Source organism: Kosakonia arachidis (assembly GCF_900116535.1).
Lineage (GTDB): Bacteria > Pseudomonadota > Gammaproteobacteria > Enterobacterales > Enterobacteriaceae > Kosakonia > Kosakonia arachidis.
In genome coordinates, this window is sequence record NZ_FPAU01000002.1 from 478027 (window position 1) to 503641 (window position 25615).

At 55.1% G+C, this 25615-nt stretch carries 23 protein-coding genes; 12 read left to right on the forward strand and 11 right to left on the reverse strand.

Annotation, left to right across the window (positions count from 1 at the left end; all coding sequences use genetic code 11):
• The first annotated feature begins 18 nt into the window (after positions 1-18).
• A complete protein-coding gene (locus BM427_RS10430; RefSeq protein WP_090121386.1) occupies positions 19-678 on the forward strand; it encodes a DedA family protein in 660 nt (219 codons plus the stop codon).
• A gap of 32 nt (positions 679-710) precedes the next feature.
• Here BM427_RS10430 and BM427_RS10435 read toward each other — a convergent pair whose 3' ends face one another.
• Positions 711-1610 carry an AraC family transcriptional regulator gene (locus tag BM427_RS10435; protein ID WP_090121387.1) on the reverse strand — a complete coding sequence of 300 codons (900 nt, stop codon included), beginning with the start codon at positions 1608-1610 and terminating at the stop codon, positions 711-713.
• Positions 1611-1806: 196 nt separating this feature from the next.
• On the opposite strand from BM427_RS10435, the gene yqhD reads away from it, so the two are divergent.
• Together yqhD and dkgA are read left to right on the forward strand one after the other, a co-directional pair.
• Positions 1807-2970 (forward strand): alcohol dehydrogenase, encoded by a 1164-nt coding sequence (gene yqhD / locus BM427_RS10440; protein ID WP_090121389.1) that lies wholly within the window; start codon positions 1807-1809, stop codon positions 2968-2970.
• Positions 2971-3071: 101 nt separating this feature from the next.
• On the forward strand, positions 3072-3899 hold the full coding sequence (dkgA, locus tag BM427_RS10445) for a 2,5-didehydrogluconate reductase DkgA (protein ID WP_090121391.1): 828 nt from the start codon (positions 3072-3074) through the stop codon (positions 3897-3899).
• A gap of 62 nt (positions 3900-3961) precedes the next feature.
• Here the strand turns inward: dkgA and BM427_RS10450 are convergent, their stop codons facing one another.
• The 4 genes from BM427_RS10450 to parC form a co-directional block, all read right to left on the reverse strand.
• Positions 3962-6145 carry a YgiQ family radical SAM protein gene (locus tag BM427_RS10450; protein ID WP_090121393.1) on the reverse strand — a complete coding sequence of 728 codons (2184 nt, stop codon included), beginning with the start codon at positions 6143-6145 and terminating at the stop codon, positions 3962-3964.
• 151 nt (positions 6146-6296) lie between these two features.
• Positions 6297-7709, reverse strand: coding sequence for a cell division protein FtsP (gene ftsP, locus BM427_RS10455; protein ID WP_090121396.1), 1413 nt, complete (start codon positions 7707-7709; stop codon positions 6297-6299).
• Positions 7710-7781: 72 nt separating this feature from the next.
• Positions 7782-8519 (reverse strand): 1-acylglycerol-3-phosphate O-acyltransferase, encoded by a 738-nt coding sequence (locus BM427_RS10460; protein ID WP_090121400.1) that lies wholly within the window; start codon positions 8517-8519, stop codon positions 7782-7784.
• A 223-nt stretch (positions 8520-8742) separates the two neighbouring features.
• Positions 8743-11001: a DNA topoisomerase IV subunit A gene (gene parC / locus BM427_RS10465; RefSeq protein WP_090121403.1), complete on the reverse strand. Its 2259-nt coding sequence runs from the start codon at positions 10999-11001 to the stop codon at positions 8743-8745.
• Between the two features lie 398 nt (positions 11002-11399).
• On the opposite strand from parC, the gene BM427_RS10470 reads away from it, so the two are divergent.
• From BM427_RS10470 to BM427_RS10495, 6 genes are all read left to right on the forward strand, one after another.
• Positions 11400-11981 (forward strand): NAD(P)H-dependent oxidoreductase, encoded by a 582-nt coding sequence (locus BM427_RS10470; RefSeq protein ID WP_090121405.1) that lies wholly within the window; start codon positions 11400-11402, stop codon positions 11979-11981.
• 34 nt (positions 11982-12015) lie between these two features.
• Complete coding sequence (locus tag BM427_RS10475; protein ID WP_090121406.1) at positions 12016-12330, forward strand: putative quinol monooxygenase; 315 nt, start codon at positions 12016-12018, stop codon at positions 12328-12330.
• Between the two features lie 326 nt (positions 12331-12656).
• Positions 12657-13568 carry a LysR family transcriptional regulator gene (locus tag BM427_RS10480; protein WP_090121408.1) on the forward strand — a complete coding sequence of 304 codons (912 nt, stop codon included), beginning with the start codon at positions 12657-12659 and terminating at the stop codon, positions 13566-13568.
• 102 nt (positions 13569-13670) lie between these two features.
• Entirely contained in the window at positions 13671-14078 is a 408-nt protein-coding gene (locus BM427_RS10485) for a DoxX family protein (protein ID WP_090121410.1), read from the forward strand.
• Between the two features lie 10 nt (positions 14079-14088).
• The gene (locus BM427_RS10490; protein ID WP_090121413.1) at positions 14089-15045 is read left to right on the forward strand and encodes a glutathione S-transferase family protein; all 957 of its coding nucleotides are present in this window, start codon (positions 14089-14091) and stop codon (positions 15043-15045) included.
• Positions 15046-15057: 12 nt separating this feature from the next.
• Positions 15058-15666, forward strand: a complete 609-nt coding sequence (locus tag BM427_RS10495) for an alpha/beta hydrolase (RefSeq protein ID WP_090121416.1) — start codon at positions 15058-15060, stop codon at positions 15664-15666.
• A gap of 35 nt (positions 15667-15701) precedes the next feature.
• Here BM427_RS10495 and BM427_RS10500 read toward each other — a convergent pair whose 3' ends face one another.
• Complete coding sequence (locus BM427_RS10500) at positions 15702-17069, reverse strand: formimidoylglutamate deiminase (RefSeq protein ID WP_090121418.1); 1368 nt, start codon at positions 17067-17069, stop codon at positions 15702-15704.
• Between the two features lie 110 nt (positions 17070-17179).
• On the opposite strand from BM427_RS10500, the gene hutC reads away from it, so the two are divergent.
• Both hutC and BM427_RS10510 read left to right on the forward strand, forming a co-directional pair.
• Positions 17180-17941: a histidine utilization transcriptional repressor HutC gene (hutC, locus tag BM427_RS10505; RefSeq protein ID WP_090121420.1), complete on the forward strand. Its 762-nt coding sequence runs from the start codon at positions 17180-17182 to the stop codon at positions 17939-17941.
• On the forward strand, positions 17938-18492 hold the full coding sequence (locus BM427_RS10510) for a HutD/Ves family protein (protein WP_090121422.1): 555 nt from the start codon (positions 17938-17940) through the stop codon (positions 18490-18492). The genes hutC and BM427_RS10510 overlap by 4 nt, the downstream gene beginning before the upstream one ends.
• 71 nt (positions 18493-18563) lie before the next feature.
• Here the strand turns inward: BM427_RS10510 and BM427_RS10515 are convergent, their stop codons facing one another.
• The 5 genes from BM427_RS10515 to BM427_RS10535 are packed head-to-tail and all read right to left on the reverse strand — an operon-like array spanning position 18564 to position 23466.
• Entirely contained in the window at positions 18564-20114 is a 1551-nt protein-coding gene (locus BM427_RS10515) for an HAL/PAL/TAL family ammonia-lyase (RefSeq protein ID WP_090121425.1), read from the reverse strand.
• A 14-nt stretch (positions 20115-20128) separates the two neighbouring features.
• A complete protein-coding gene (locus BM427_RS10520; protein WP_090121428.1) occupies positions 20129-21010 on the reverse strand; it encodes an ABC transporter substrate-binding protein in 882 nt (293 codons plus the stop codon).
• 33 nt (positions 21011-21043) lie between these two features.
• On the reverse strand, positions 21044-21724 hold the full coding sequence (locus BM427_RS10525; protein WP_090121430.1) for an ABC transporter permease: 681 nt from the start codon (positions 21722-21724) through the stop codon (positions 21044-21046).
• Positions 21725-21727: 3 nt separating this feature from the next.
• On the reverse strand, positions 21728-22372 hold the full coding sequence (locus BM427_RS10530) for an ABC transporter permease (protein WP_090121431.1): 645 nt from the start codon (positions 22370-22372) through the stop codon (positions 21728-21730).
• A complete protein-coding gene (locus BM427_RS10535) occupies positions 22369-23466 on the reverse strand; it encodes an ABC transporter ATP-binding protein (RefSeq protein WP_090121432.1) in 1098 nt (365 codons plus the stop codon). The genes BM427_RS10530 and BM427_RS10535 overlap by 4 nt, the downstream gene beginning before the upstream one ends.
• Positions 23467-23932: 466 nt before the next feature.
• Here BM427_RS10535 and hutU point away from each other — a divergent pair, with 466 nt between their 5' ends.
• Positions 23933-25609, forward strand: coding sequence for a urocanate hydratase (hutU, locus tag BM427_RS10540; protein ID WP_090121434.1), 1677 nt, complete (start codon positions 23933-23935; stop codon positions 25607-25609).
• Positions 25610-25615 lie beyond the last annotated feature (6 nt).

A 25615-nucleotide genomic window follows, 5' to 3' on the forward strand; every position in this document is an offset into this window, starting at 1 on the left:
AGTACCACAGGAAAGTCCATGGCTGTTATTCAAGATATTATTGCTGCGCTCTGGCATCACGACTTTGCTGCGCTGGCAAATCCACATGTTGTCGGTGTCGTTTATTTGGTGATGTTTGCCACGTTGTTTTTAGAAAACGGCTTGCTTCCTGCCTCATTTTTGCCGGGCGACAGCCTTTTACTGCTCGCTGGTGCTCTGGTTGCACGCGGCTGCATGGACTTCATCTCCACCCTCGCGATCCTCACCACTGCAGCCAGCTTCGGCTGCTGGCTGAGTTATTTGCAAGGAAAATGGCTCGGCAATACACGGGTAGTAAAGAGCTGGCTGTCACATCTGCCGGTGAAGTATCACGAACGGGCGACTTATATGTTTGACCGTCATGGTCTGCTGGCGCTGCTGGCCGGTCGCTTTCTTGCGTTTGTGCGCACGCTGCTACCGACCATGGCGGGTATTTCCGGTCTGTCGAACCGCCGCTTCCAGTTGTTTAACTGGCTGAGCGCGATGCTATGGGTTGGCGTGGTGATGTCGCTGGGCTATGCCATCAGCATGATCCCTTTCGTCAAACGTCATGAAGATCAGGTGATGACCTTCCTGATGGTGTTGCCGCTGTTCCTGCTGGTAATTGGCCTTGTCGGCGCAGTCACCGTGGTGCTGAAGAAAAAGTATTGTAGCGCCTGATTTTCCCCCTCTCCATTCCAGGAGAGGGAAAATTACGCGCCCTGTATCAGGCGGATCCTTGCTACATCCTCACCTGGTGTCATGCCGAAATAACGCTTAAATTCGCGGCTGAATTGCGACGGGCTTTCATACCCTACGCGTATTGCCGCCGCGCTGGCTTTCATCCCGTCATGCACCATCAACATCCGAGCTTTGTGCAGGCGGAACGTTTTCAAATACTGCAACGGCGACGTGCTGGTCACTGACTTAAAGTTGTGGTGAAACGCAGAGACGCTCATGTTAGCTTCCGCCGCCAACTGATCCACGCTGAGATTTTCCGTGTACTGACTTTCAATACGTTTCAGCACACGGCTGATCAGGCTGAAATGCGTCTGACGGCTGACCAACGCCAGCAGCGCTTCGCCGCGCGGCCCGGTCAGTACGTGGTACAGCATTTCACGGATAATCTGCTTACCGAGAATACGGGCATCCAGCGGATGTTCCATCACATCCAGCAAACGTTCTGCCGCGCAGAGGATCTCCTCCGACAGCACCGCCGAGTTGATACCGCTGGCCGCAGCGCCAGGATGGAAATATTCGTCTTCACCAATATCCATCAGTAGCTCCTGCAATTGCAGGATATCGACATTTAAGCGCAACCCCGCCAACGGAACCTCTGGGGTAGCAAAAGTTTCGCACTCAAACGGCAGTGGAACCGTCAGCAGCAAATATTCATTGGTGTCATAACGGAACACCCTTTCATTGATATAACCAATTTTATGGCCGGAAAAGAGAAAAACGATCCCAGGCTGGTACATCACCGGCGTGCGTGTTCCTGGCTGAGTACCGTACAACAGGCGAATATCCGGCAACAACTCAGTTAGATATTTTTCTTTAATTTTCAGCTTCTTAATTTTTTCTGTCAGTTGCAGGCAAATCTCTTCACGCTTCATTTTACGCTACTCCGCAAGACATTTTGACGAGCACAGTGTGCAGGGTTTTGTGCCTTTTCTCCAGTCGGATAGAGAAACAGGCAAGACATCGACAGGAATGTGCATTGAGAGAGTGGATGCACTCGCCCACAATAACCGTCATCAGGCAGTCCGCTGCCTCCTTTTTCTTTCACCTCTAGTTAGAAGGGAACGAGCAATGAACAATTTCAATCTGCATACCCCGACCCGCATTCTGTTTGGTAAAGGCGCGATTGCCGACCTGCGAGAGCAAATCCCGGCTGGCGCACGCGTGCTGATCACTTACGGTGGTGGCAGCGTGAAGAAAAACGGCGTACTGGATCAGGTTTACAGCGCGCTTGAAGGGCTGGACATTCTTGAATTCAGCGGTATTGAGCCAAACCCGACGTATGAAACCCTGATGAAAGCAGTAAAAATCGTCCGCGAAGAAAACGTCACCTTCCTGCTGGCCGTAGGTGGGGGTTCTGTGCTGGACGGCAGCAAATTTATCGCGGCTGCAGCAAACTATGCTGACGGCATCGATCCGTGGCACATCCTGCAAACCCGTGGTAGCGAAATCAAAAGCGCTATTCCGATGGGTTCCGTACTGACACTGCCCGCGACCGGCTCTGAATCCAATGCCGGTGCCGTGGTTTCACGTAAAGCCACAGGCGACAAGCAGGCATTCCACTCGCCGTTCGTCCAGCCAGTATTTGCCGTGCTGGATCCGGTTTACACTTATACTCTGCCACCGCGTCAGGTTGCGAATGGTGTGGTCGATGCGTTCGTGCACACTGTTGAGCAGTACGTCACTTATCCGGTGAATGGCAAAATTCAGGATCGTTTCGCCGAAGGCATTCTGCTGACACTTATCGAAGAAGGCCCGAAAGCATTGCAGGAACCTGAAAACTACGATGTTCGTGCCAATGTGATGTGGGCAGCAACACAGGCGCTGAACGGTCTGATTGGTGCGGGCGTACCACAGGACTGGGCAACCCATATGCTGGGCCATGAACTGACCGCAATGCACGGACTGGATCACGCGCAAACACTGGCGGTTGTACTGCCCGCGCTGTGGAATGAAAAACGTGAAACTAAACGCGAAAAACTGCTGCAATATGCAGAACGCGTATGGAATATCACTGAAGGTTCCGAGAATGAGCGCATTGATGCCGCAATCGAAGCCACCCGCAACTTCTTCGAACGCATGGGCGTACCAACGCGTCTTTCTGGCTACGGCCTTGACGGTAGCTCCATCCCGGCGCTCCTGGCAAAACTGGAAGAACACGGCATGACACAGCTTGGCGAACATCACGATATTACGCTGGACGTCAGCCGTCGTATCTACGAAGCGGCGCGCTAAGCGCTGAAAAGTCTGGCTTCCGTTTTTGTTTTTTTCGACCACACTTAATGCACACCACCTTACCGGGCCTGTCCCGGTAAGCCTATTGAAAGGAGAAATGCATGACACATCCTACCGTGATTAAGCTTTCCGATGGCAACCTGATGCCGCAGCTCGGCCTTGGCGTGTGGAAAGCAAGCAACGAGGAAGTGGTAACTGCCATTCATAAAGCGCTGGAAGTGGGCTATCGGTCTATCGATACCGCGACGGCCTACAAAAATGAAGACGGCGTTGGCAAAGCATTAGCCAGTGCAGGCGTGGCGCGCGATGAACTCTTTATCACCACCAAACTGTGGAACGACGATCAGAAACGGCCAGTTGAAGCCTTGCAGGAAAGCCTTAAAAAACTCCAGCTCGACTATATCGATCTCTGGCTGATGCACTGGCCAGTTCCGGCAATCGATCATTACGTGGACGCCTGGAAGGGTATGATCGAGCTGCAAAAACAGGGGCTGGTGAAGAGCATCGGCGTGTGCAATTTCCAGGTTCATCATCTGCAAAAGATCATCGATGAAACCGGCGTGGCGCCGGTGATCAACCAGATCGAGCTGCATCCGCTGATGCAGCAGCGCCAGCTACATGCCTGGAATGCCACACATAGGATCCAGACTGAATCCTGGAGCCCGCTGGCACAGGGCGGCGAAGGTGTGTTTGATCAGAAAATTATCCGCGATCTGGCGGATAAATACGGCAAAACACCAGCGCAGGTAGTGATCCGCTGGCATCTCGACAACGGGCTGATCGTGATCCCGAAATCGGTCACCCCGGCGCGTATTGCCGAGAACTTCAATGTCTGGGATTTCCGTCTGGACAAAGATGAGCTGACGGAAATCGCCAAACTGGAACAGGGTAAACGGCTGGGGCCGGATCCGGATCAGTTCGGCGGTTAACGTCTTTTTCGGTTACTGATAAACAAAACCCGGCGTTTTTTTGCCGGGTTTTGCTATTGCAGTTAACGAACGCGCGGCGCGCGCTTTTTCGCCGGCGCTGCAGCGGCGCTCTTGCCGTTGCTACGCTGGTGCACAATCGGTGTGTGCTTGGTCAGGGCCGGGCGCGACTGGCGATTCTGGCGGCGCGCCTCCCGCATCTCGTCCATGGTCGGCGCAGGCACCAGGCAATCACGGCGTGAACCAATCAGATGCTTTTTGCCCATGGCTTCCAGTGCTTCGCGCAGCAGCGGCCAGTTCGCCGGATCATGGTAACGCAGCAGCGCTTTATGCAGACGACGCTGTTTATCTCCTCTCGGTACAACCACTTCCTCGCTCTTGTAGTCGATTTTCGACAGCGGGTTTTTGCCGGTGTAATACATAGTGGTTGAGTTAGCCAGCGGCGAAGGATAGAAGTTCTGTACCTGGTCGAGACGGAAACGGTGGCGTTTCAACCACAGCGCCAGATTCACCATATCCTCATCACGCGTACCTGGGTGCGCTGAAATAAAGTATGGGATCAGATACTGTTCTTTACCCGCCTCTTTCGAGTAGGTATCGAACAGCTGTTTAAAGCGATCATAGCTGCCCATGCCCGGCTTCATCATTTTCGACAGCGGCCCCTCTTCGGTATGCTCAGGAGCGATCTTCAGGTAACCACCAACGTGATGCGTCGCCAGTTCCTTCACATAGCGAGGATCCTCCACCGCCAGATCGTAACGCACACCAGAAGCAATCAGGATCTTCTTGATGCCTTTCAGGCTGCGCGCACGGCGATAGAGATCGATGGTCGGCTGATGATTGGTGTCCATGTGCGGGCAGATATCTGGATAGACACAGGAGAGACGACGGCAGGTTTGCTCCGCACGCGGCGATTTGCAGCGCAGCATATACATGTTGGCCGTTGGGCCACCCAGATCTGAAATCACGCCGGTAAAGCCCGGCACCGAATCACGGATCGCTTCGATTTCATTGATGATCGAATCTTCAGAGCGACTCTGAATAATGCGCCCTTCGTGTTCGGTAATGGAGCAGAAAGAGCATCCGCCAAAACAACCGCGCATGATGTTGATCGAGAAGCGGATCATCTCGTACGCCGGAATACGGCTTTTACCGTATGACGGATGCGGCACGCGCTGGTACGGCAGTGCAAAAACACTATCCATCTCTTCGGTGGAGAGCGGGATCGCAGGCGGGTTGATCCAGATATAACGATCGCCATGCTTTTGTAACAGCGCACGGGCGCAACCGGGGTTAGTTTCATGGTGCAAAATACGCGACGCATGCGCGTAGAGCACCTTGTCGCTTTTTACCTTCTCATAGGAAGGCAACAGCACATAGGTTTTCTCCCACGGTTTCGGACGCGGCGGTTGAACGGTGACGTGCTTCACTTCCTGCGCCTGCGGTGCGACCGGTTTATTATCCGCACACGGCAGATCTTCACCATAAGGATGCGGGATCGGATCGATTTTACCCGGCGTATCCAGACGGGTGGAATCTACTCCGCTCCAGCCTGGCAATGCTTCCTTAACAATGATCGCCGTGTTGCGAACATCACGGATCTCCGCGATCGGCTCACCGGCAGCAAGGCGGTGCGCCACTTCAACCAGCGGGCGTTCACCGTTGCCGAACATCAGCATATCCGCTTTGGCATCAATCAATACCGAGCGGCGCACGGTATCAGACCAGTAATCGTAATGGGCGGTACGACGAAGGCTGGCTTCGATACCGCCGAGGATCACCGGCACATCTTTCCATGCCTCTTTGCAGCGCTGGGTATAGACCAGCGTGGCGCGATCCGGACGTTTACCAGCAACGTTATCCGCCGTGTAGGCATCGTCGTGGCGTAGCTTACGATCGGCGGTATAGCGGTTGATCATCGAGTCCATGTTCCCGGCGGTTACGCCGAAGAACAGGTTCGGTTTACCCAGACGCATAAAATCGTCTTTGCTGTTCCAGTCCGGCTGGGAAATGATGCCGACACGGAACCCCTGCGCTTCCAGCATACGGCCGCAAATCGCCATGCCAAAGCTCGGGTGATCGACATACGCATCGCCGGTAACCAGAATAATGTCGCAGCTATCCCAGCCAAGTTGATCCATCTCTTCGCGCGTCATCGGCAAAAAAGGCGCAGGGCCGAAGCAGGCCGCCCAGTACTGGGGCCAGGAGAAAAGGTCTCGATCCGGCTGGATCAGGGATATTGCGCTCATTTTGCTTCCAAAATTGGTAAAAAAATAATCAAAGGCCGGCGATTATACGCCGGATTGTAGCGTGAAATGAAGGAGTATTACGCGCTTGTTTCCCTTGCCCAAAAAGCCCAAGAAACATAAGCCTGGTAAATACGTTATCAGACTGTGGAAGTTACGCCGATGGGTTGACCAGCAGTTGCCCTACCGAGCCGCGATCGGCCATTTCCAGCGTCTGGCTCTGGAACTGAAAAGGAAAGTGCGGCCATGAAGGCTGACCAAACCACACCAGCAGCTCAACCTGCCCGTCGATCCACACCGTGTCTTTCCAGCCACGATCTTCCGGGAACGGCAGCGCGCCGTTCACGTTGCGCACGAGGAACATTACGCCTTCAATGTGAAACGACTGTGGCATATCTGCGCGCACTGTCCAGCGTTCCCATGTTCCTTGCTGAGCAGTGATATCAATACGCTGCGCGTCCCATAATTGGCCGTTAATGCCCGGATCGCTACCCAACGTAATATCGCGGCTGCGCGTCGGCGTACCGGCCATGACATCGGACGGCAGCAGGCGCATCGGCAGCGTATCAGTCACCAGTGGCAGCAGCCCGGTAGGGCGCAGCGTCAGCACCAGCGTGGAGATTAAAATGCTGGACGGCTCAAAAATGCCGCGCAGCCTCTCCATCAAACTCGCCGCCTCACCGCAGGTGATCGACACTTCATCTCCGTTTGTCATATCCACCAGCACTTCGCGACGCTCGCCAGGTGCCAGCGACAGTTGTTTCACGGTAACAGGCGCAGGTAAAAAACCCTGATCGCCCGCAATCACATGCAGCGCGCGACCATCGCTCATTTGCAACAGATAGCGGCGGGAGTTGGAGGCATTCAGTAAACGCAGGCGCACCCACCCGCGCGAGACCTCAACATACGGGCTTTGCGCGCCGTTCACCATCAGGGTATCGCCGACAAATCCCCCGCTCCCCGGCTCGCTGTACTCCGGCGTACCGAAGTTATCCAGCCTTTTATCCTGAATAATGATCGGAAAATCATCCACGCCGTAGTGGTTCGGCACTGGCAGCGATTTGCTGATTTCGTCTTCCACCAGCCACATACCGGCGAGGCCGCTGTAGACCTGTTGAGCGCTGCGGTTTGGCGTGTTGGCGTGATACCACAGCGTTGCCGCACTCTGGCGGATAGGCAGCACCGGTGCCCAGTCGTTGTTCGCCGTCATCATCCGCGCGGCACCACCCATCAGTGGGCCTGGCACCTGCAAACCGCTGACGGTCATGGCGACATTTTCCGCCAGTCGGTTACTGTAGATCAGCTTAACGTCGTCACCGTTCCAGACGCGAATAGTCGGCCCCAGGTAACGCCCGTTAATGCCGGAGACCTGCGCGCGGGTACCGGTAGCAAATGACCAGTGCGCGTGTTGCAGCGTCATAAACAGCGGCTGGCCGCGTCGTGATTCCAGCAGAGGAGGAACCGGCAGTGGCGGTTGCTGCCCGGCAGCATTTGCTCTCAGCGGCACCGCGCCTGCACAAAGCGCAACTCCTGATGCCTGAAGAAACTGACGCCGACTGAGTGACATATTTGCTCCGTGTAAAACTAACTCAATTCGCCGAAAGCGATACCGCCGACGGACTTGCTTTGTGACGAAAGATTAAACCCGACCCGTTGCTTCGCGTTCGGCAACTTCTTTATCAAGCTCTTCAATCTTTTTTGCCATCAGATCATGGCAGTGCGTCGCCAGTTGGCGAACCTGATCTTTACCAAACTGCGCCACATCAATAGGCGGCAGCATCTCGACAATCGCCAGCCCATTACGCAGACGGTTAAGGTTGATTTTGTTAGAAGTAGTGGAAACACAAACCGGGATAATCGGCACGCCCGCCGCAATCGCCGCGTGAAATGCGCCAGTTTTAAACGGCAGCAGACCGCGGCCACGGCTGCGTGTGCCTTCCGGGAACATCCAGACGGAGATATTGCGTTTCTGGATCTGTTTCACCACCTGAGCAATGGTGCTGTGCGCTTTCGCGCGGTTATCACGGTCGATCAGCAAGTTGCCTGTCAACCAGTAAAGCTGGCCGAAAAACGGGATCCACAGCAGGCTCTTTTTGCCCACTGTTACCGTTGGCGGCAACACAATACTGGATGCCGTAACCATATCGTAGTTGTTCTGGTGGTTGGCGATGTAAATAGCGTTACCAAATTTCTCAGCGCCCGGCGGCAGACGAGTTTCCACTTTCAGCCCAAGCACCGGCGCAAGGCGACCAAACATATGGCCGAACGTGGCGACATGCTTAGGGTTACGTGGGCTGAACAGACAGTAGATTGACCCGAATACGGACACCAGAATGGAGTAAATAACAACGATGATTATACGAAAAATGAATAGCATAGCGACCTCTGAAGCCCATACCTTTGAGCATAATATCCATGCCTGCAATGACGCTAAAACAGGCTGTACCACCGATGACCATTACCTGGTCTGGGCTTTTGTGTTATGCGGCCTTTAAAACAACGTATTGTTAATCGCAATGCACGAATAAACAACGCTTTTACGGGAAATTTTACGTGTACATGCGCCCCTCAAGAAAGGAGAGGCGCACACTTTAGGAAGATTATTCTTCGCTATCGCCTGCCGTCGGACGGGAAGGTGCATCAATCTCCACGCGGTCGATTTTCTGCAGGCCGCGCATCAGCGTACCGCGGCGTCCACGCTCGCCCTGCACTTTCTGCAACTCTTCCGGACGCAGTTTGATTTTACGTTTGCCGACGTGAATGGTCAGCGTGCTGAGCGGCGGCAGCAAATAGAGATGCGCCAGGCCATCAACACCTTTCGCCGCATCCGCCGACGGAATACCGATGATCTTGTTGCCTTTGCCCTTCGACAACTGCGGCAGCTCACTCACCGGGAACATCAGCATGCGTCCTGCGGTGGTGATGGCCAGCAGCATATCGTCACCGTTGTCGATTGCAAGCGGAGGCATCACTTTCGCCCCGTCCGGCAGGCTGATCAGCGTTTTCCCGGCCCGGTTACGCGCCACTAAATCGTTGAAGGTACAGACAAAACCGTAACCGGCATCGGAAGCCATCAGCAGCTTCTGATCGTCATTACACATGAGCATATGCTCAACCGTCGCGCCCGGCGGTAGCGTCAGCTTGCCGGTTAACGGCTCACCCTGGCCGCGCGCAGATGGCAACGTAATCGGATCGATAGCGTAGCTGCGCCCGGTGGTATCAACAAACACCACAGGCTGGTTGCTTTTACCTTTCACCGACGCTTTCCAGCTGTCTCCGGCTTTGTAGCTTAGACCCTGCGCATCAATGTCATGGCCTTTGGCGCTACGCACCCAACCCATTTGCGACAGCACGATGGTGACCGGCTCAGACGGCTGCATGTCATGCTCGTTCATCGCTTTCGCTTCTTCACGCTCATGCAGCGGCGAACGGCGATCGTCGCCAAATGCCGCGGCATCAGCCTGCAACTCTTTCTTCAGCAGATTGTCCATCTTGCGCTCGGAAGCCAGGATCGCCTGCAACTGATCGCGCTCTTTTTCCAGATCGTTCTGTTCACCGCGAATTTTCATCTCTTCCAGTTTGGCGAGATGACGCAGTTTTAGCTCAAGGATCGCTTCCGCCTGCGTTTCACTGATACCAAAACGCGACATTAACGCCGGTTTCGGATCGTCTTCAGTACGGATAATTTCGATCACTTCGTCGATATTAAGAAACGCCACCAGCAAACCTTCAAGAATATGCAGGCGCTTAAGCACTTTCTCCAGACGATGGTTCAGACGGCGGCGTACCGTATCGCGACGGAACGCCAGCCATTCGGTAAGGATCTCCAGCAGGTTTTTCACCGCCGGGCGGCCATCCAGACCGATCATGTTCAGGTTAATGCGATAGCTCTTTTCCAGATCGGTGGTGGCGAACAAGTGATTCATCACCTGCTCCATATCCACGCGATTAGAGCGCGGCACAATCACCAGACGCGTCGGGTTTTCATGATCCGATTCATCACGCAGATCGTCGACCATTGGCAGCTTTTTATTACGCATCTGGGCGGCAATCTGCTCCAGCACGCGTGCGCCGGAAACCTGATGCGGCAGCGCCGTGATCACCACTGCGCCATCCTCTTTTTTCCACACCGCGCGCATACGCACCGAGCCGCGACCGTTCTGGTAGATTTTGCGAATTTCAGCGCGGGAGGTGATGATCTCTGCTTCGGTCGGATAATCTGGCCCCTGCACAATATCCAGCAGTTGATCGAGCGTGGTTTTCGGCTGTTCAATCAGAGCGATAGCCGCATTCGCCACCTCTCGCAGGTTGTGCGGCGGAATGTCCGTCGCCATCCCGACGGCAATACCGGTGGTGCCGTTCAGCAGGATGTTTGGCAACCGCGCAGGCAGCATTTTCGGCTCCTGCAACGTACCGTCGAAGTTCGGCACCCAGTCAACGGTGCCCTGACCCAGCTCACTGAGCAGCAGTTCGGCGTATTTCGACAGGCGGGATTCGGTATAACGCATAGCGGCGAAGGACTTCGGATCGTCCGGCGCGCCCCAGTTGCCCTGGCCATCCACCAGCGGATAACGGTAGGAGAACGGCTGCGCCATCAGCACCATCGCTTCGTAACAGGCGCTGTCGCCGTGCGGGTGGTATTTACCCAATACATCGCCGACCGTACGGGCGGATTTTTTAAACTTCGCGCTGGCGTTTAAACCCAGCTCTGACATTGCGAAAACGATGCGGCGCTGAACCGGTTTCAGACCATCACCGATAAACGGCAACGCACGATCCATGATGACGTACATGGAGTAGTTCAGGTATGCGTTTTCCGTAAATTCATGCAGCGCAAGGCGCTCTGCCATATCGCTCATTAATCGAGATTCCTTAACGTATGCGACCGCCTGTGCGACGGCAATATTGCCGCAGATACTACCTTATCTGCGGCGAAGAGTCATAACGGTGAGCAATTTTTCGCGCACATACCATAATGCCGCACATGAGCTATGTAGTCCGCTTGCGGCGCTGAAAGTACAAACCGGGGAGACACAGCGTTCCGATGACAACTCCGAAGCGCTGCAATAAGCGCTCTCCCAGCCCCATCACATGTCGGTATCCTTCAGCAGTCATCCTGCGTGAGGCTTTGTCACACAGATGACCTGGTCACGCGATTATTGCCCCCACCGTAAAAGTCTTTGCACTTTTTACCAATTTTTCCGTCCCGATGTTCAGGGTAACATTGCCGCCATTCGATTTTGATTAAGGACGTCCCATGAGCAATATTTTGATTATCAACGGTGCGAAAAAATTCGCGCACTCTAATGGTCAACTGAACGACACGCTGACCGAAGCGGCAGAAAGCTATCTACGCGACCTCGGACATGATGTTAAAACCGTGCGTACCGACGGCGATTACGACACCAAAGCGGAAGTGCAGAACTTCCTGTGGGCCGACACCGTTATCTGGCAGATGCCGGGCTGGTGGATGGGCGCGCCGTGGACCGTGAAAAAATATATGGACGACGTATTCACCGAAGGTCACGGCTCACTGTACGCTAGCGATGGCCGTACCCGTTCCGATGCTTCCAAAAAATACGGTTCCGGCGGCCTGATTCAGGGCAAAACCTATATGCTGTCGCTGACCTGGAATGCACCACTGGAAGCGTTCACCGAGAAAGATCAGTTTTTCCACGGTGTCGGCGTTGATGGTGTTTACCTGCCGTTCCATAAAGCTAATCAGTTCCTTGGTATGGAAGCGCTGCCGACCTTTATCACCAATGACGTGATTAAAATGCCGGATGTACCGCGCTATATCGCAGAATATCGCAAGCATCTGGCGGAGATTTTTGCTTAACTGTGTAGCTGGACTTAGAAGGAGTTAGCCAATTATGTTGACAGTTATTGCCGAAATCCGTACCCGTCCCGGGCAGCATCATCGTCAGGCGGTACTCGATCAGTTCGCGAAAATCGTGCCTGTTGTATTGCAGGAAGAGGGTTGTCACGGCTATGAGCCACTGGTCGATCACGCTGCGGGCGTTAGCTACCAGGCTACTGCACCGGATTCCATTACGATGGTGGAGCGGTGGGAAAGCGTGGCGCATCTTGAAGCACATCTGCAAACGGCGCATATGAAAGCATGGAGTGAAGCGGTCAAAGGCGACGTGCTGGAAACACATATCCGCATTCTGCAAGCGAGTCTTTGAGCCCCCCTCACCGCGCGGCGAGGGACGTGACGAAAGCCGGATAAGCGCAGCCGCTATCCGGCGTTTTTATTTCTACCAGCACGGTTTCCAGCTCCGCGAAAAACGTGCCAGCGCTTCCACAGAGAAGTAATCCCCAGCTACAGCACTCATCCCCTTTTTATTGCCCGACAGAGGGTAGATAGCCGCGCGGGTAACCTGTTTATTGGAAATGTATCGGTGAACGCCGCAGCAATAGCGTAAAAATCATGCGTCGCAACGGCGCTGACTGTTGCCCATGACGCACTTTTGTTATGGTGAGACACTGATAATTATGCGGAAAAAGACGTATGGAACGGCTGGATTGCGATCGCATGTTTGTGGCGGTGATGGAAACGGGCAGCTTTACCGGCGCGGCGCTACGCTGCGGAACCAGCCACGGCCAGGCGTCAAAACTCATCTCCCGCCTGGAACAAGAATTGGGCGTTAATCTGCTGCGGCGCAGCACCCGCTCGCTGACGCCAACCGAAGTGGGTCTGGCCTATTATGATCGTATCCGCCAGTTGCTGATTGATTATGATGCGCTTAATGATGCGGTGCGTAATATCGCCAATGCACCCTCTGGCTTGCTGCGCATCTCTGCGCCCGTCACGTTTGGTACGTCCCAGCTCACGCCCCATCTGGTGGCGTTTGCCCGCCGCTATCCGGAAATCGAACTGGATGTGAACTTTGCCGACCGCCTGGTCAATGTGGTGGATGAAGGGTTTGATATTGCCCTACGCATCGGCGCACTTTCCGACAGCAGCCTGGTGGCTCGCCGCCTGTGCGCGATCCGCAATGTGGTCGTCGCCTCGCCGGATTACCTTGCCCGACAAGGCGAACCCACGCACTGGCAGCATCTTGAGCAGCACAGCCTGATTGTTGATACCAACTTCCGCGATCCCTGGCACTGGCCTTTCCTTGATGAGCACAAACAACTGCATCTTCAGCCAGTGCGTGGACATATTAAATTTTCCAACGCTGAAGTGTGCCTTGAAGCCGCCTGCGCCGGATTGGGCGTAGCGCGCATCCCGGTGTTTGTCGCCGGTAAGGCATTGAAAGAGAAGCGCATAAAACCCGTGCTTACGACCTATGAAGCCCCACCGGTGGCACTGTTCGCCGTTTATCCCCCCGCCCGCTACCTGGCGCAGAAATCTCGCGTGCTGATCGATTTTCTGGTGGACGCTTTCTCAGCGCAGCCGGAATGGGAACAGGGGTGGTGATTATTTCCAAAATGGAAATAAACATCCCTGTTTTACACGGATAATTTTCCAGCTGGAAAGACTATACACTCCTCTCATCAATATACTGAGAGGAACACCACCATGTTTGACCAACGCACTACCCCGTATGCCGCACTGCTTATGCGACTGGCGCTCGGTATTCTGTTTCTGGCGCACTTTAGTCTGAAATTTTTCGCCTTCACTCCAGCTGGCACCGCGAAATTCTTCGCCTCGCTTGGTCTGCCTGGCTGGCTGGCGTATATCACCATGACGGTTGAACTGGTAGGGGCGATTGCCCTGATCCTGGGTGTTTACGCACGTATTGCGGCGATTGTGCTGATCCCGATTCTGCTCGGCGCTATCTTCACCGTTCATGGCCCGGCAGGTTTCTTCTTTACTAACCCGAATGGCGGTTGGGAGTTCCCGGCCTTCTGGATTGTTGGTCTGTTAACACTGGCGCTGACGGGCGACGGCAAATTTGCGCTGAAACCCACCCCGGTAAAAGTCTAACGGAGGCGACATGCTGATTGAGGGTAAATGGACGGCCGACTGGCACCCGGTTCAGGCCACCGACGAGAAAGGCGGCTTTGTTCGCCAGACCTCCAGCTTTCGCCACTGGGTGACCCCGGACGGCCAGCCCGGTATCACCGGCGAAGGCGGATTCATCGCCGAACCTGACCGTTACCATCTGTATGTTGCGCTCATTTGCCCATGGGCCTCGCGCACGCTGATTGCCCGCAAACTGAAAGGGCTGGAATCAGTGATTAGCGTGTCAGTGGTTGAACCGTGGCTGCTGGATGAGGGCTGGCACTTTGGTGACTATCCAGGTACCGACCGTGACACCCTGAATCAGGCCGAATGGCTGCACCAGCTCTATACCCGTGCCGACCCTAACTTTACCGGGCGTGCAACGGTACCGGTACTGTGGGATAAGAAAACCCACACTATCGTTAATAACGAGTCGGCAGATATTGTCCGCATGCTGAACAGCGGTTTTGGTTCTCTGGCAAACAACGCTCTCGATCTCTATCCGGCGCACCTGCGTGATGAGATCGACCAGTTGAATGCGGAGATCTACCCAAATCTCAATAACGGGGTCTATCGCGCCGGTTTTGCCACCACCCAGTTGAGTTACGCAGAAGCGGTGAACGATGTGTTCAGCCAACTTGATAAGCTGGAAAACCACCTCTCCCAGCGCACGTTCCTGTGCGGCGAGCAGCTTACGGAGGCAGATATTCGCCTGTTCGTCACGCTGATTCGCTTCGATGTGGCTTACCACGGCGTGTTTAAGTGCAATATCCGTAAGCTGGCGGAGTACCCGCATCTGGATCGCTATCTGCGCGAGATGCTGGCGGTTCCCGGTATTCGCGAGACGGTGAATATTGACCATATCAAGCAGGGTTATTACTCGATTAAAGTCCTCAACCCCAATGGTATTGTTCCGCAAGGGCCGGATTTACGCGCTTACGGGCTGTAACAGGAGGCGCTAATGAAAAAATTGATTGTACTGTTGCACGGCGTTGGTAGCAGTGGCGCGGACTTGCAAGGGCTGGGGAGATACTGGTCGCAAACGCTCGACGATGTGATTATCGCCACGCCCGACGGGCCGTCGCCTTTTGATATGGGGGCGGGCTTCCAGTGGTTCAGCGTTAATGGCATCACCGATGAAACGCGCGCTGCGCGGATTGCCGAAGCCCGCATCGCCTTTAACGCCACTATCAATGGCCTGCTGGAGAAATACAATGTGCAGCCTGGACGAGACAAGCTGGTGCTGAGCGGTTTTTCACAAGGGGCGATCATGTCGCTGGATGCGCTGGTCAATGCTCAGTGGCCGCTGGCAGCAGTGGTGGCGTTTTCTGGTCGTCTGGCCTCGGCACAGCCGTGGTATCCTGCGCCGCACACGCCAGTGCTGTTGGTGCACGGTGCAAGCGATCCGGTGATTCACTATCAGCAGAGCCAGCTCGCTGCCGAACAACTTAGCGCAGCGGGTATTGATGTTGATACCTATTTTGAGCCCGGCGTGCCGCACACTATTACAGCGAACGGTGCAATGAAAGCGGCCAACTTCCTTCTGCCGCTGCTTAACCGCGTAGACTAATGGACCAAAAGGGATGCCGCCTGGCATCCCTTGTTTTACGCCACCAGTTGCTGCATGACCTTGATAAACGCAGATGTCACCTGCTCTTCCTGCGCGTGACGCCCCTCTTCAATCACCCAGCGTCCTCCGGTCATTACCCTTTTTATTGGGTTCGTCGCACAGGCGAAAATCCAGCGATTCAGACGTTCACGATCGCCTGAGGCGGCAAGAAAGGGATCACGGCTGTCAAGCAATAGCATATCCGCACGCTCGCCTGGTGCCAGTTGACCGACCGCTTGCCCCAGCGCGCGGCGCCCTCCCTGCAATGCACCCTGATATAGCACATTGCCAATATAAGGTTCATCCGGCAGATGTAGCACGTTGCGCCGTCTTTTGTTTAGCCGTTGCCCATACTCAAACCAGCGCAAATCCTCGCTGACGCTGACACTGATATGGCTGTCGGAGCCAATCCCCCAGCGTCCCTGCTGCGCAAGATAGTCCGGTCCCGGGAAAATACCATCACCAAGATTGGCTTCGGTGGTCAGGCACAAGCCCGCCACTGCGCCGGAGGCAGCAATCTGTTGGGTTTCCTGCGGCGTAAGGTGCGTGGCGTGAATAAGACACCACTGCTCATCCACTGGCATATGCTGGTAAAGCCACTCCACCGGACGCAGACCGGACCAGGCTACGCAGTCATCGACCTCTTTTTGCTGCTCGGCAACATGAATATGTACCGGCTGCGGTTGCGAACAGGCTTTGAGTACGATCTGCATCTGCTCCGGCGTAACGGCCCGTAGCGAATGGAAGCACAGCCCGGTACGCTGCATCGACTCAGCGGCAAGCTGCGCAGTCAGCGTGTCATGCAGCGCCAGATAACCTTCCGTATCGTGAATAAAGCGGCTCTGCCCATTGGTCGCTGGCTGCCCGCCAAAACCAGAGAAGCTGTAAAGCACCGGCAACAATGTCAGGCCAATGCCCGCTGTTTTCGCCGCTTGCGAAATACGCAACGCCAGCTCGGCTGGCTGAGCATAAGGTTTTCCGCCGCGATCGTGGTGCAAATAGTGAAACTCGGCCACAGAGGTATAACCGGCCTTCAGCATTTCGATGTACAGATAGCTGGCGATTATTTCCAACTGTTCGGGGGTAATTTTATCCACCAACCGGTACATTAAATCGCGCCATGTCCAGAAGCTGTCTGCCGGATCGGCAACCACTTCGGTCAGCCCGGCCATTGCGCGCTGAAATGCATGTGAATGCAAGTTTGGCATACCCGGCACCAGGAAACCCTCCAGGCGAATCGTGTTGTCGTCTGGCTGACTGCCGCTTTCCAGCGCGGTGATGATGCCCTGTGCAGAAACCGTAATACGGACATTCTCCGCCCAGCCCTGCGGCAACAATGCTTTTGCCGCGAAATATACCGTCATATCGCCCCTCACCATCTGCCGTCATTTAAGATGTATATACATGATTATATATATACATCCAATTGTACGTAGAGTAAACTTCAACGGTCATCCGGCCGAGGAAAGGGTTAATGGATCAAAGCGAAATTTTTAATGCAGCCGCAGGCGAGACGCATCTCGATCAGCCAGCCCCTTTCTATGAAAGGGTGAAGAGCATGATCAAAACCAATATCCACAGCGGTGCCTGGCCCGTGAATTACCGCGTGCCGTCCGAAAGTGAACTGGTCAGTCAGTTTGGCTACAGCCGGATGACCATTAACCGTGCGCTGCGTGAACTGACCGCCGAAGGGCTGCTGGTGCGCATGCAGGGCGTTGGCACCTTTGTCGCCGAAGTGCGCGGGCAGTCGGCGCTGCTGGAAATCAATAACATTGCCGATGAGATTGCTAGCCGCGGTCATCGTCATCACGCCAGAGTGCTGGAGCTGACTCAACTGCATGCGGATGCTCAGCAATCACTGGCCTTTAATCTTCCGAAAGGCAGCCGCCTGTTCCATTCGCTAATTTGTCATTATGAAAACGGCGTTCCGGTGATGCTGGAAGACAGGCTGGTAAATGCACTGATTGTGCCAGACTACCTGCAACAGGATTTCACCCGCATCACCCCGAATGCTTATCTCTCTTCCATCGCGCCGATTGTCGAAGGCGAGCATATTATCGAAGCTGTGAACGTGCCCCGCAGCGAGTGCGTTTATCTGGAAATAGATGAGCACACCCCGTGCCTGCAAGTGAACCGCCGCACCTGGACCGGTCGTCAGGACAAGAAAATCGTCACCAGTGTGCGTCTGGTCTATCCGGGTTCGCGCTACCGCCTGGAAGGAAGCATGCGCAAATGAGGCGGCTGCCTTATAGCGGCTACGCTGAGATGCGCTGGAAAAATGGCCAGGGCGTCACCCGCGAAGTGTGCCGTTTTCCCACCGATGAACAGTATGACTGGCGCATATCCATTGCAACGATCCGCGAAGACGGCGCGTTTTCACGTTTCGCCGGTTACCTGCGAAATATCAGTGTGCTGGAAGGCGAAGGCATGTTTCTGACGGTTGATGACCAGCGCAGCGCGTTAATTCCACAGTTTCAGACGATGGATTTTAACGGCGACAGCGCGGTGTTTTGCGAGGTTGTTGGCGGGCCGTTACTCGATTTCAACGTGATTTATCGCCGTGAAACCACCCAGGCAACAGTATGCTGGCTGCACGAGGGCGCATGGCAACATCAACAGGGAACGATGCTGCTGTTCAACGCCGGAGATTTGCTTGATGTTACCGTCGACGATGAACGCCATACCCTGCAACATTACGACAGCTTGCTAATCGATAATCCGGCAACGGTTACCGTTCACGCAGGCAGCGACACGCTTTTCGCCTGCGTAACACTGACATCCCGTTAACGCCCGGTAAACTGCGGCGTTTGCCTGTTCTGAAACGCCGCCAGTTGTTTGAATAAAAGCCTTCCCGCGTTTCACTCCGCCTTAATCAATAACGCGAGCTGGCGGTTTAATTCGCCACCAGCAATCAGATCCCGAACGGCGTGCATATCCGTGTACAGCGGCGTGTCGGTTTCACGAAACGCCACTTGCTGGCGCACCTGCGACAGCGTTAGTTCCGCCCCCACCGAAGCGCGTAGCGGGCGATGAAATTCAATCGCCTGACAAGCACACAGCAGCTCAATAGCCACAATATCCACGGCGTTTGCCACTGCCTGCATCGCTTTTCGCGCCGAGGAGACGCCCATGCTGATATGGTCTTCCTGCCCGGCACAGGTGGAAACCGTATGTATGCTGGCGGGCACCGCCAGACTGCGGTTATCCCCGGCAAGCGCGGCAGCGACATACGGCGGGATCATCATCCCGGAATTGGCGCCACTTTTACTGACCAGAAACGCCGGTAAACCACTGAGATGCACGTTAGTGATACGATCAGAACGTGCCTGCGATGCCGTGCTCAGTTGCGCGATAGCCACCGCCAGCGCATCGAGCGCCAGCGCCAGCGGCGCACCGTGACCGTTGCCACCAGGCAAAATCACCAGCGCATTGTCTTCTATTAGAAATACCGGGTTGTCGGTCACCGAATTGAGTTCGGTGGTGACGATATGGCGGCAATGCGCCAGTTGATCGCGCACTGCGCCATGGATTTGCGGGATGCAGCGCAAACTGAGCGCATCCTGCACGCGGTGGTCGCGGTAATGCTGAAGGATCTCGCTGCCGTGCAGTAAGCGGCGCAAAATCTGCGCCGTTTCTTGTTGCCCGTCATGGGGGCGCAAGGCATGAAGACGCGCGTCATAGCCGCGGGTGTTGCCTTTCAGCGCTTCGAGACACATGCCGCCTGCCATATCCGCAACCAGCAGTAACTGCTCGAAATCCCGCACCGCCAGACAGGCCAGTGCAGTAATTTCGTAGGTGCCGCTGATCAGCGCGTGTCCTTCGCGCGGGCCGGGAATGCGCGGCGCAATGCCCGCTTTCGCCAGCGCTTCGGCGGAGGGCAACAACTCGCCCTGATACCAGCACTGCCCTTCGCCAAACAACGATAAGCCGATATGTGCGGTAGCAATCAGATACCCCACTGAACCGCTGGCAGGCGACCACGGCGTCACCTGCCGGTTCAGCATCAGGCACATCCGCTGCGCCAGTTCAGCGCTGACGCCGCTGTAGCCCTGCAGAAGCGATTTCAACATCACCGCCATCATCGCCCGCACTTCCCGCACCGACAGATCCGGTCCCATCCCGCAGGCGTGACTACGCAGCATATTGAGCTGTACGCTGGCAATTTGATCCGCAGAAAGACGCTCAGTCACCAGGTCTCCCACGCCGGTTGTCAGGCCATAAATCACCTTTCCGTCAGCAATGGCGTTATGAATGTAACTACTGACCTTATCCATTTGTGCCAGCGCATCATCAGCCAGAACAACCAGCGCGCCATCGGCAATGCGCACCAGTTCATCAATGGTGGTAGCGGCAGTGCCTAAGGTGACCGCATCCGAGTGCGGTGTGGAAGAACAGGTTGTATTCGTCATCTCGCGGCCATTCCTTACTTACTCAGTTGGTGTTTAACCAGCCACTGGTGCGCCACATCATCAATGCTGGCGAACTCAGCAAGCTGTTCGTTCATGGAAATCAGATCTTCGGTGGTGAGCTGTGCGGAGATTTTGTTCAGCGTGCTTTCAATGGTCGGGTTCAGCGTGCTGCTGGCGACAATCGGCACGATGTTCTGCGCGGCAAACAGGTGTTTTGGATCTCCCAGCGCAACCAGGTGATCTTTTTTGATCTCCGGCGTCGTCGAGGTCAGGTCAGCCACCTGAATCTGGTTGTTTTTCAGCGCCGTCAGCGTCAGCGGGCCAGCGACATCCAGCACTTTGAAGGTTTTGAAATTCAGACCATAAACCTCACGCAGACCGGGAACGCCTTCATGACGGGTTTTCCACTCCGCCGGGCCACCAAGCACTAACTGCCCGGCAACAGGCTTCAGGTCGTCGATGGTTTTCAGTTTGTATTTGTCGGCCGTTTTCTTCGTTACCGCCAGCACATCACTGTTCTGCGCCGTAGAAGTGTTCAGCATTTTCAGTTTTTCCGGCAGCTTAGCGGCCAGCGCCTTCGCCACGTCTTCCGAGCTGTGCGCTTCATTTTTCGCATCCAGGTAGCTCAGCAGCGCGCCGCTGTACTCCGGGATCACGGTGATGGAACCATCCAGCAGCGCCGGGATATAGACTTCGCGGCTACCAATATTGAGTTTTTTCTCAACTGGAATGTTTTGCGCTTCCAGCGCTCCGGCGTAGATGGTCGCCAGTAACTGGTTTTCCGGAAAATCCGCTGAACCAATAATCACTTTCTGACCGGCATCAGCAGCCCAGACAGAAGAAGCGACAGACAGCAGCGCGGCACTGAACAATGTTAAATAGCGTTTCTTAATCATCTTATTAACCTTCTGTAATTAAAGGACTCAACATCACTGGTTTTTGGTTTTCCGGGTGATCCCCGGTGAAACCACGACTTTCCCTGAAAGCGAAAAAAAGAGATCAATGATCAATGCCAGCAGCGCGACGAGGATGGCCCCGGCGGTCATCTGCGCAAAGTCGTTGGCGGCGCGCCCGTCGATAATCAATCGTCCCAGACCGCCGAGTGAAACGTATGCCGCGATAGTTGCGGTGGAGACAATTTGCAGTGCAGCGCTGCGGATCCCAGAAAGGATCAGCGGCATTGCGCAGGGCAGCTCGACCTGCAACAGCACCTGAAGCGGCGTCAGGCCAATCCCTTTTGCCGCGTCATGCACGCTGGGATCGACAGAACGGATACCCGCGTGTACGCCCAGCGCCACTGGCGGTAGCGCCAGCACAACCAGCACGATGATGCAGGGCAAAACAAAGGCCATATCCGATTCGAAATAGCCCGCCAGCAGGATCACCAGCAAAATAATCAGACCAAAAGAGGGCAACGAACGCAGGGCGTTGGTGGTGCCAATCAGCAGTGCCTCCCCTTTCCCGGTATGGCCGGTGTAGCAGCCGACCGGAAAAGCAATGGCAACGGCAATCGCCAGCGCCGCCGCGCTGTAACCGATATGCTGCAACAGCAGCGGCACAATGCCGTCATCGCCGTACCAGTGGCTGAGATCGAAAAACCATTCACTCATCAGTTATCCCCTTTGCGGTTGCCAGCGGCTTAAAGAGCGAGTTATCGCGACCACCAGGCAATCCAGAATGAAGGCCAGCGCAATACACAGCACAATCCCGGCGATAATCGGGGTGAGGAACTGAAGTTGAAAGCCCTGGGTAAACAGCGAACCTAACTGCGGTGCGCCAATCAGCGCGGCAACCGACACAATGCTGACGTTAGAAACCACCGCCACGCGCAGCCCGGAACCGATCACCGGCACGGCAAGCGGCAGGTCGATCTGCAGAAATTGCTGTAGCGGTTTGTACCCCAGCGCGAAAGCAGACTGGCGGGTGTCTTCAGCAACGGAATCCAGCCCGTCGCACACGGTTCTTACCAGCAGCGCGAAGCTGTAAATGGTCAGCGCCACGACCACGTTGATCGGGTCGAGAATTTGCGTATTCAACAGCGGCGGCAGCAGCACGAACAGCGCCAGCGAAGGAATGGTATACAGCAGGCCGAACAGGTTGAGGATGATACCTTTCACTTTCGGCAGGTTGTTCACCGCCCAGCCCACCGGGATCGCCAGCAACAGACCAATCAGAATCGGCGTAATCGACAAATAGCAGTGCCAGAGCAGCAGGTTGAGGATCCTGTCGCCTTGCCCCCACAGCCAGTCAAATCTCATAGCGCCTCCTGGGTCAGCGACTTGCAGGCATCCAGCACATTTTCCAGCGCCAGTGATCCCAGCGGGGCATGCTGTTCATCAACCACCACGGCACGATGGCAGGGGGAGCTGAGCGCCGAATCCAGCAACTGGCGCAGTGTGCCGCCCTGCGGAGAAAACGTCGCGCCGAGATTCACGTTTTCCGGCGTAATCACCGTGACCTGCTGATGCGTGTCAAACCAGCCGCAGGCTTTGCCCTGCTGCGTCACCAGCAGCCAGCGTTGCGCGCTGATACCACGCGCCTGAGCAAGGGTTGCGCCCATTTCGATGGCCGGTTCCGCCTGCAACGCCGTCAGCGGTGCAGAGGTGTGGAAACTGAGTTTGCGATAACCGCGGTCGCGGCCAATGAAATCGGCAACAAATTCGCTCTGCGGCGCATTCAGTAATTCGCCCGGTGTTGCCAGTTGCGCCAGCTTGCCGCCAGGTTTCAGCACCGCAACGCAATCACCCAGTTTCATCGCTTCATCAATATCGTGGGTGACCATAATGATGGTCTTGCTGACCTCTTTCTGAATGCGCAGAAACTCTTCCTGCAACTGTTCACGCACGACGGGATCGACGGCGCTGAAGGGTTCGTCCATCAGCATAAATTCCGGGTCGGCGGCCAGCGCTCGCGCCACGCCGACGCGCTGCTGTTGCCCGCCGGAGAGCTGCCACGGGTAGCGTTTCGCCAGTTGCGGTGCCAGACCGACCACTTCCAGTAATTCCGCCGCTCTGGTTCTGGCTTTGCTTTTCGCCGCACCATTAAGGATGGCGGTAGTGGCGATGTTGTCGATGATGGTTTTATGCGGGAATAACCCGGCATTCTGGATCACGTAACCAATGCGCCGACGCAACTGCACCACATCCATCTGCGCGGTGGATTCGCCATTGAGCAAAACCGTGCCGGAAGAGGGTTCGACCAGCCGGTTGATCATGCGTAATGAGGTGGTTTTGCCGCAGCCCGACGGCCCTACCAGCACAGTAATTTTGCCTCCTGGCGCGACAAGGTTCAGGCCATCGACCACGACGGTGCCGTCATCGTAATGCTTGGTCACATTGTTGAAAGTAATCATCGTTACGCCTTATGGTCATCATTTGCCGTCCCATTGTGACGGCGATGCAAAAATGCTTTATGTATATCCTTGTATGTACAACTTGCAAGCCATGTGCCATAACGTAATTGCAACATATATTCATGAAATTAAATCATTTAAAAACAATAATATAATAAAATAAAGTTAATAAAATCGCATAACCATGCGGATTAACCCTGCTGAATATCCCTGCCCACTCGCCATAAAACGGCGCATAAATGCACTTAAAATGATCATATTTCTGCTGCAATGCACAACAATAGTGCAGTATAGCGCGCTACAATTCCTTCACTCAGCGCTATGCAAAAAACAATAAATTACAACCAACTGTTTTATATAGATAATAAATAAATTGATCAAAGTGGCACCATATGTGCTTATCATGTATATACAAGACAATATCAGTAAGCATTTATTCTGCTATCAAACAAAGAAGGTAAACCGCATGAGTAGTGAATTTTCCCGTTATCGTGATGTTGAGATCAGGGCGCCGCGCGGCACGACATTGACTGCGAAAAGCTGGCTGACCGAAGCGCCGCTGCGCATGCTGATGAATAATCTTGATCCCGAAGTCGCGGAAAACCCGAAAGAGCTGGTGGTTTACGGCGGGATTGGTCGGGCAGCACGTAACTGGGAGTGCTTTGACAAAATGGTGGAAGCGCTGAAGCAGCTTAACGATGACGAAACGCTGCTGGTGCAATCCGGTAAACCGGTCGGCGTGTTTAAAACCCACAGCAATGCGCCGCGCGTACTGATCGCCAACTCCAACCTGGTTCCCCATTGGGCAAACTGGGAGCACTTTAACGAACTGGACGCCAAAGGGCTGGCGATGTACGGCCAGATGACCGCAGGCTCCTGGATCTATATTGGCAGCCAGGGGATCGTTCAGGGCACGTATGAAACTTTCGTCGAAGCAGGTCGCCAGCACTATGACGGTTCGCTGGTCGGCCGCTGGGTGCTGACCGCTGGTCTGGGTGGTATGGGCGGTGCACAACCACTGGCTGCAACGCTGGCAGGTGCCTGCTCGCTGAACATTGAATGTCAGCAATCCCGCATCGACTTCCGCCTGCGTACCGGTTATGTGGATGAGCAGGCAACGGATCTGGACGATGCCCTGGCGCGTATTGAACGCTATACCCGCGAAGGTAAAGCTATCTCTGTTGCGCTGCACGGTAATGCGGCGGAAGTCTTACCGGAAATGGTTAAACGCGGTGTCCATCCGGATATTGTGACCGATCAAACCAGCGCACACGATCCGCTGAACGGCTATCTGCCGATGGGCTGGCAGTGGGAAGACTATCGCGAACGCGCAAAAACGGAGCCAGCGGTGGTGATTCAGGCGGCAAAAGCCTCAATGGCTGAGCACGTTAAAGCGATGCTCGCCTTCCAGCAGCAAGGCATTCCAACCTTCGATTACGGCAACAATATTCGCCAGATGGCGAAAGAGATGGGCGTCAGCAACGCCTTCGATTTCCCAGGTTTTGTGCCCGCCTATATTCGCCCTCTGTTCTGCCGCGGTATTGGGCCGTTCCGTTGGGCCGCGCTCTCCGGCGATCCGGAGGATATCTATCGCACCGATGAAAAGGTGAAAGAGTTGATCGCGGATGATGCACATCTGCACCGCTGGCTGGATATGGCGAAAGAGCGCATCAGTTTCCAGGGCCTGCCAGCACGTATTTGCTGGGTTGGTCTGGGGCAGCGCGCGCGTCTGGGGCTGGCGTTTAACGAAATGGTGCGTAGCGGCGAAGTCTCGGCGCCGATTGTCATTGGCCGCGATCACCTGGACTCCGGCTCTGTTGCCAGCCCGAACCGCGAAACCGAAGCGATGAAAGATGGCTCCGATGCGGTTTCCGACTGGCCACTGCTGAACGCCTTACTTAATACCGCCAGCGGCGCAACCTGGGTTTCCCTGCACCACGGCGGCGGCGTCGGCATGGGATTCTCACAGCATTCGGGGATGGTTATCGTCTGCGATGGCACGGATGAAGCGGCAGAACGTATCGCCCGCGTACTGCATAACGATCCGGCAACGGGCGTGATGCGCCATGCCGATGCAGGTTATGATTCCGCCGTCGCCTGTGCCAAAGAGCACGACCTTAACCTGCCGATGATTGCAAAGTAAAACCGG

What these genes read in the sequence shown, in the direction of transcription:
- yqhD (WP_090121389.1), top strand. Translation starts at nt 1,807, where the DNA reads ATGAACAATTTCAATCTGCATACCCCGACCCGCATTCTGTTTGGTAAA.
- BM427_RS10430 (WP_090121386.1), top strand. Translation starts at nt 19, where the DNA reads ATGGCTGTTATTCAAGATATTATTGCTGCGCTCTGGCATCACGACTTT.
- BM427_RS10530 (WP_090121431.1), bottom strand. Translation starts at nt 22,372, where the DNA reads ATGAGATTTGACTGGCTGTGGGGGCAAGGCGACAGGATCCTCAACCTG.
- BM427_RS10510 (WP_090121422.1), top strand. Translation starts at nt 17,938, where the DNA reads ATGAGGCGGCTGCCTTATAGCGGCTACGCTGAGATGCGCTGGAAAAAT.
- BM427_RS10520 (WP_090121428.1), bottom strand. Translation starts at nt 21,010, where the DNA reads ATGATTAAGAAACGCTATTTAACATTGTTCAGTGCCGCGCTGCTGTCT.
- BM427_RS10515 (WP_090121425.1), bottom strand. Translation starts at nt 20,114, where the DNA reads ATGACGAATACAACCTGTTCTTCCACACCGCACTCGGATGCGGTCACC.
- BM427_RS10490 (WP_090121413.1), top strand. Translation starts at nt 14,089, where the DNA reads ATGCTGATTGAGGGTAAATGGACGGCCGACTGGCACCCGGTTCAGGCC.
- dkgA (WP_090121391.1), top strand. Translation starts at nt 3,072, where the DNA reads ATGACACATCCTACCGTGATTAAGCTTTCCGATGGCAACCTGATGCCG.
- hutC (WP_090121420.1), top strand. Translation starts at nt 17,180, where the DNA reads ATGGATCAAAGCGAAATTTTTAATGCAGCCGCAGGCGAGACGCATCTC.
- BM427_RS10500 (WP_090121418.1), bottom strand. Translation starts at nt 17,069, where the DNA reads ATGACGGTATATTTCGCGGCAAAAGCATTGTTGCCGCAGGGCTGGGCG.
- BM427_RS10525 (WP_090121430.1), bottom strand. Translation starts at nt 21,724, where the DNA reads ATGAGTGAATGGTTTTTCGATCTCAGCCACTGGTACGGCGATGACGGC.
- BM427_RS10450 (WP_090121393.1), bottom strand. Translation starts at nt 6,145, where the DNA reads ATGAGCGCAATATCCCTGATCCAGCCGGATCGAGACCTTTTCTCCTGG.
- BM427_RS10470 (WP_090121405.1), top strand. Translation starts at nt 11,400, where the DNA reads ATGAGCAATATTTTGATTATCAACGGTGCGAAAAAATTCGCGCACTCT.
- BM427_RS10460 (WP_090121400.1), bottom strand. Translation starts at nt 8,519, where the DNA reads ATGCTATTCATTTTTCGTATAATCATCGTTGTTATTTACTCCATTCTG.
- BM427_RS10435 (WP_090121387.1), bottom strand. Translation starts at nt 1,610, where the DNA reads ATGAAGCGTGAAGAGATTTGCCTGCAACTGACAGAAAAAATTAAGAAG.
- BM427_RS10475 (WP_090121406.1), top strand. Translation starts at nt 12,016, where the DNA reads ATGTTGACAGTTATTGCCGAAATCCGTACCCGTCCCGGGCAGCATCAT.
- BM427_RS10485 (WP_090121410.1), top strand. Translation starts at nt 13,671, where the DNA reads ATGTTTGACCAACGCACTACCCCGTATGCCGCACTGCTTATGCGACTG.
- hutU (WP_090121434.1), top strand. Translation starts at nt 23,933, where the DNA reads ATGAGTAGTGAATTTTCCCGTTATCGTGATGTTGAGATCAGGGCGCCG.
- BM427_RS10480 (WP_090121408.1), top strand. Translation starts at nt 12,657, where the DNA reads ATGGAACGGCTGGATTGCGATCGCATGTTTGTGGCGGTGATGGAAACG.
- BM427_RS10535 (WP_090121432.1), bottom strand. Translation starts at nt 23,466, where the DNA reads ATGATTACTTTCAACAATGTGACCAAGCATTACGATGACGGCACCGTC.
- BM427_RS10495 (WP_090121416.1), top strand. Translation starts at nt 15,058, where the DNA reads ATGAAAAAATTGATTGTACTGTTGCACGGCGTTGGTAGCAGTGGCGCG.
- parC (WP_090121403.1), bottom strand. Translation starts at nt 11,001, where the DNA reads ATGAGCGATATGGCAGAGCGCCTTGCGCTGCATGAATTTACGGAAAAC.
- ftsP (WP_090121396.1), bottom strand. Translation starts at nt 7,709, where the DNA reads ATGTCACTCAGTCGGCGTCAGTTTCTTCAGGCATCAGGAGTTGCGCTT.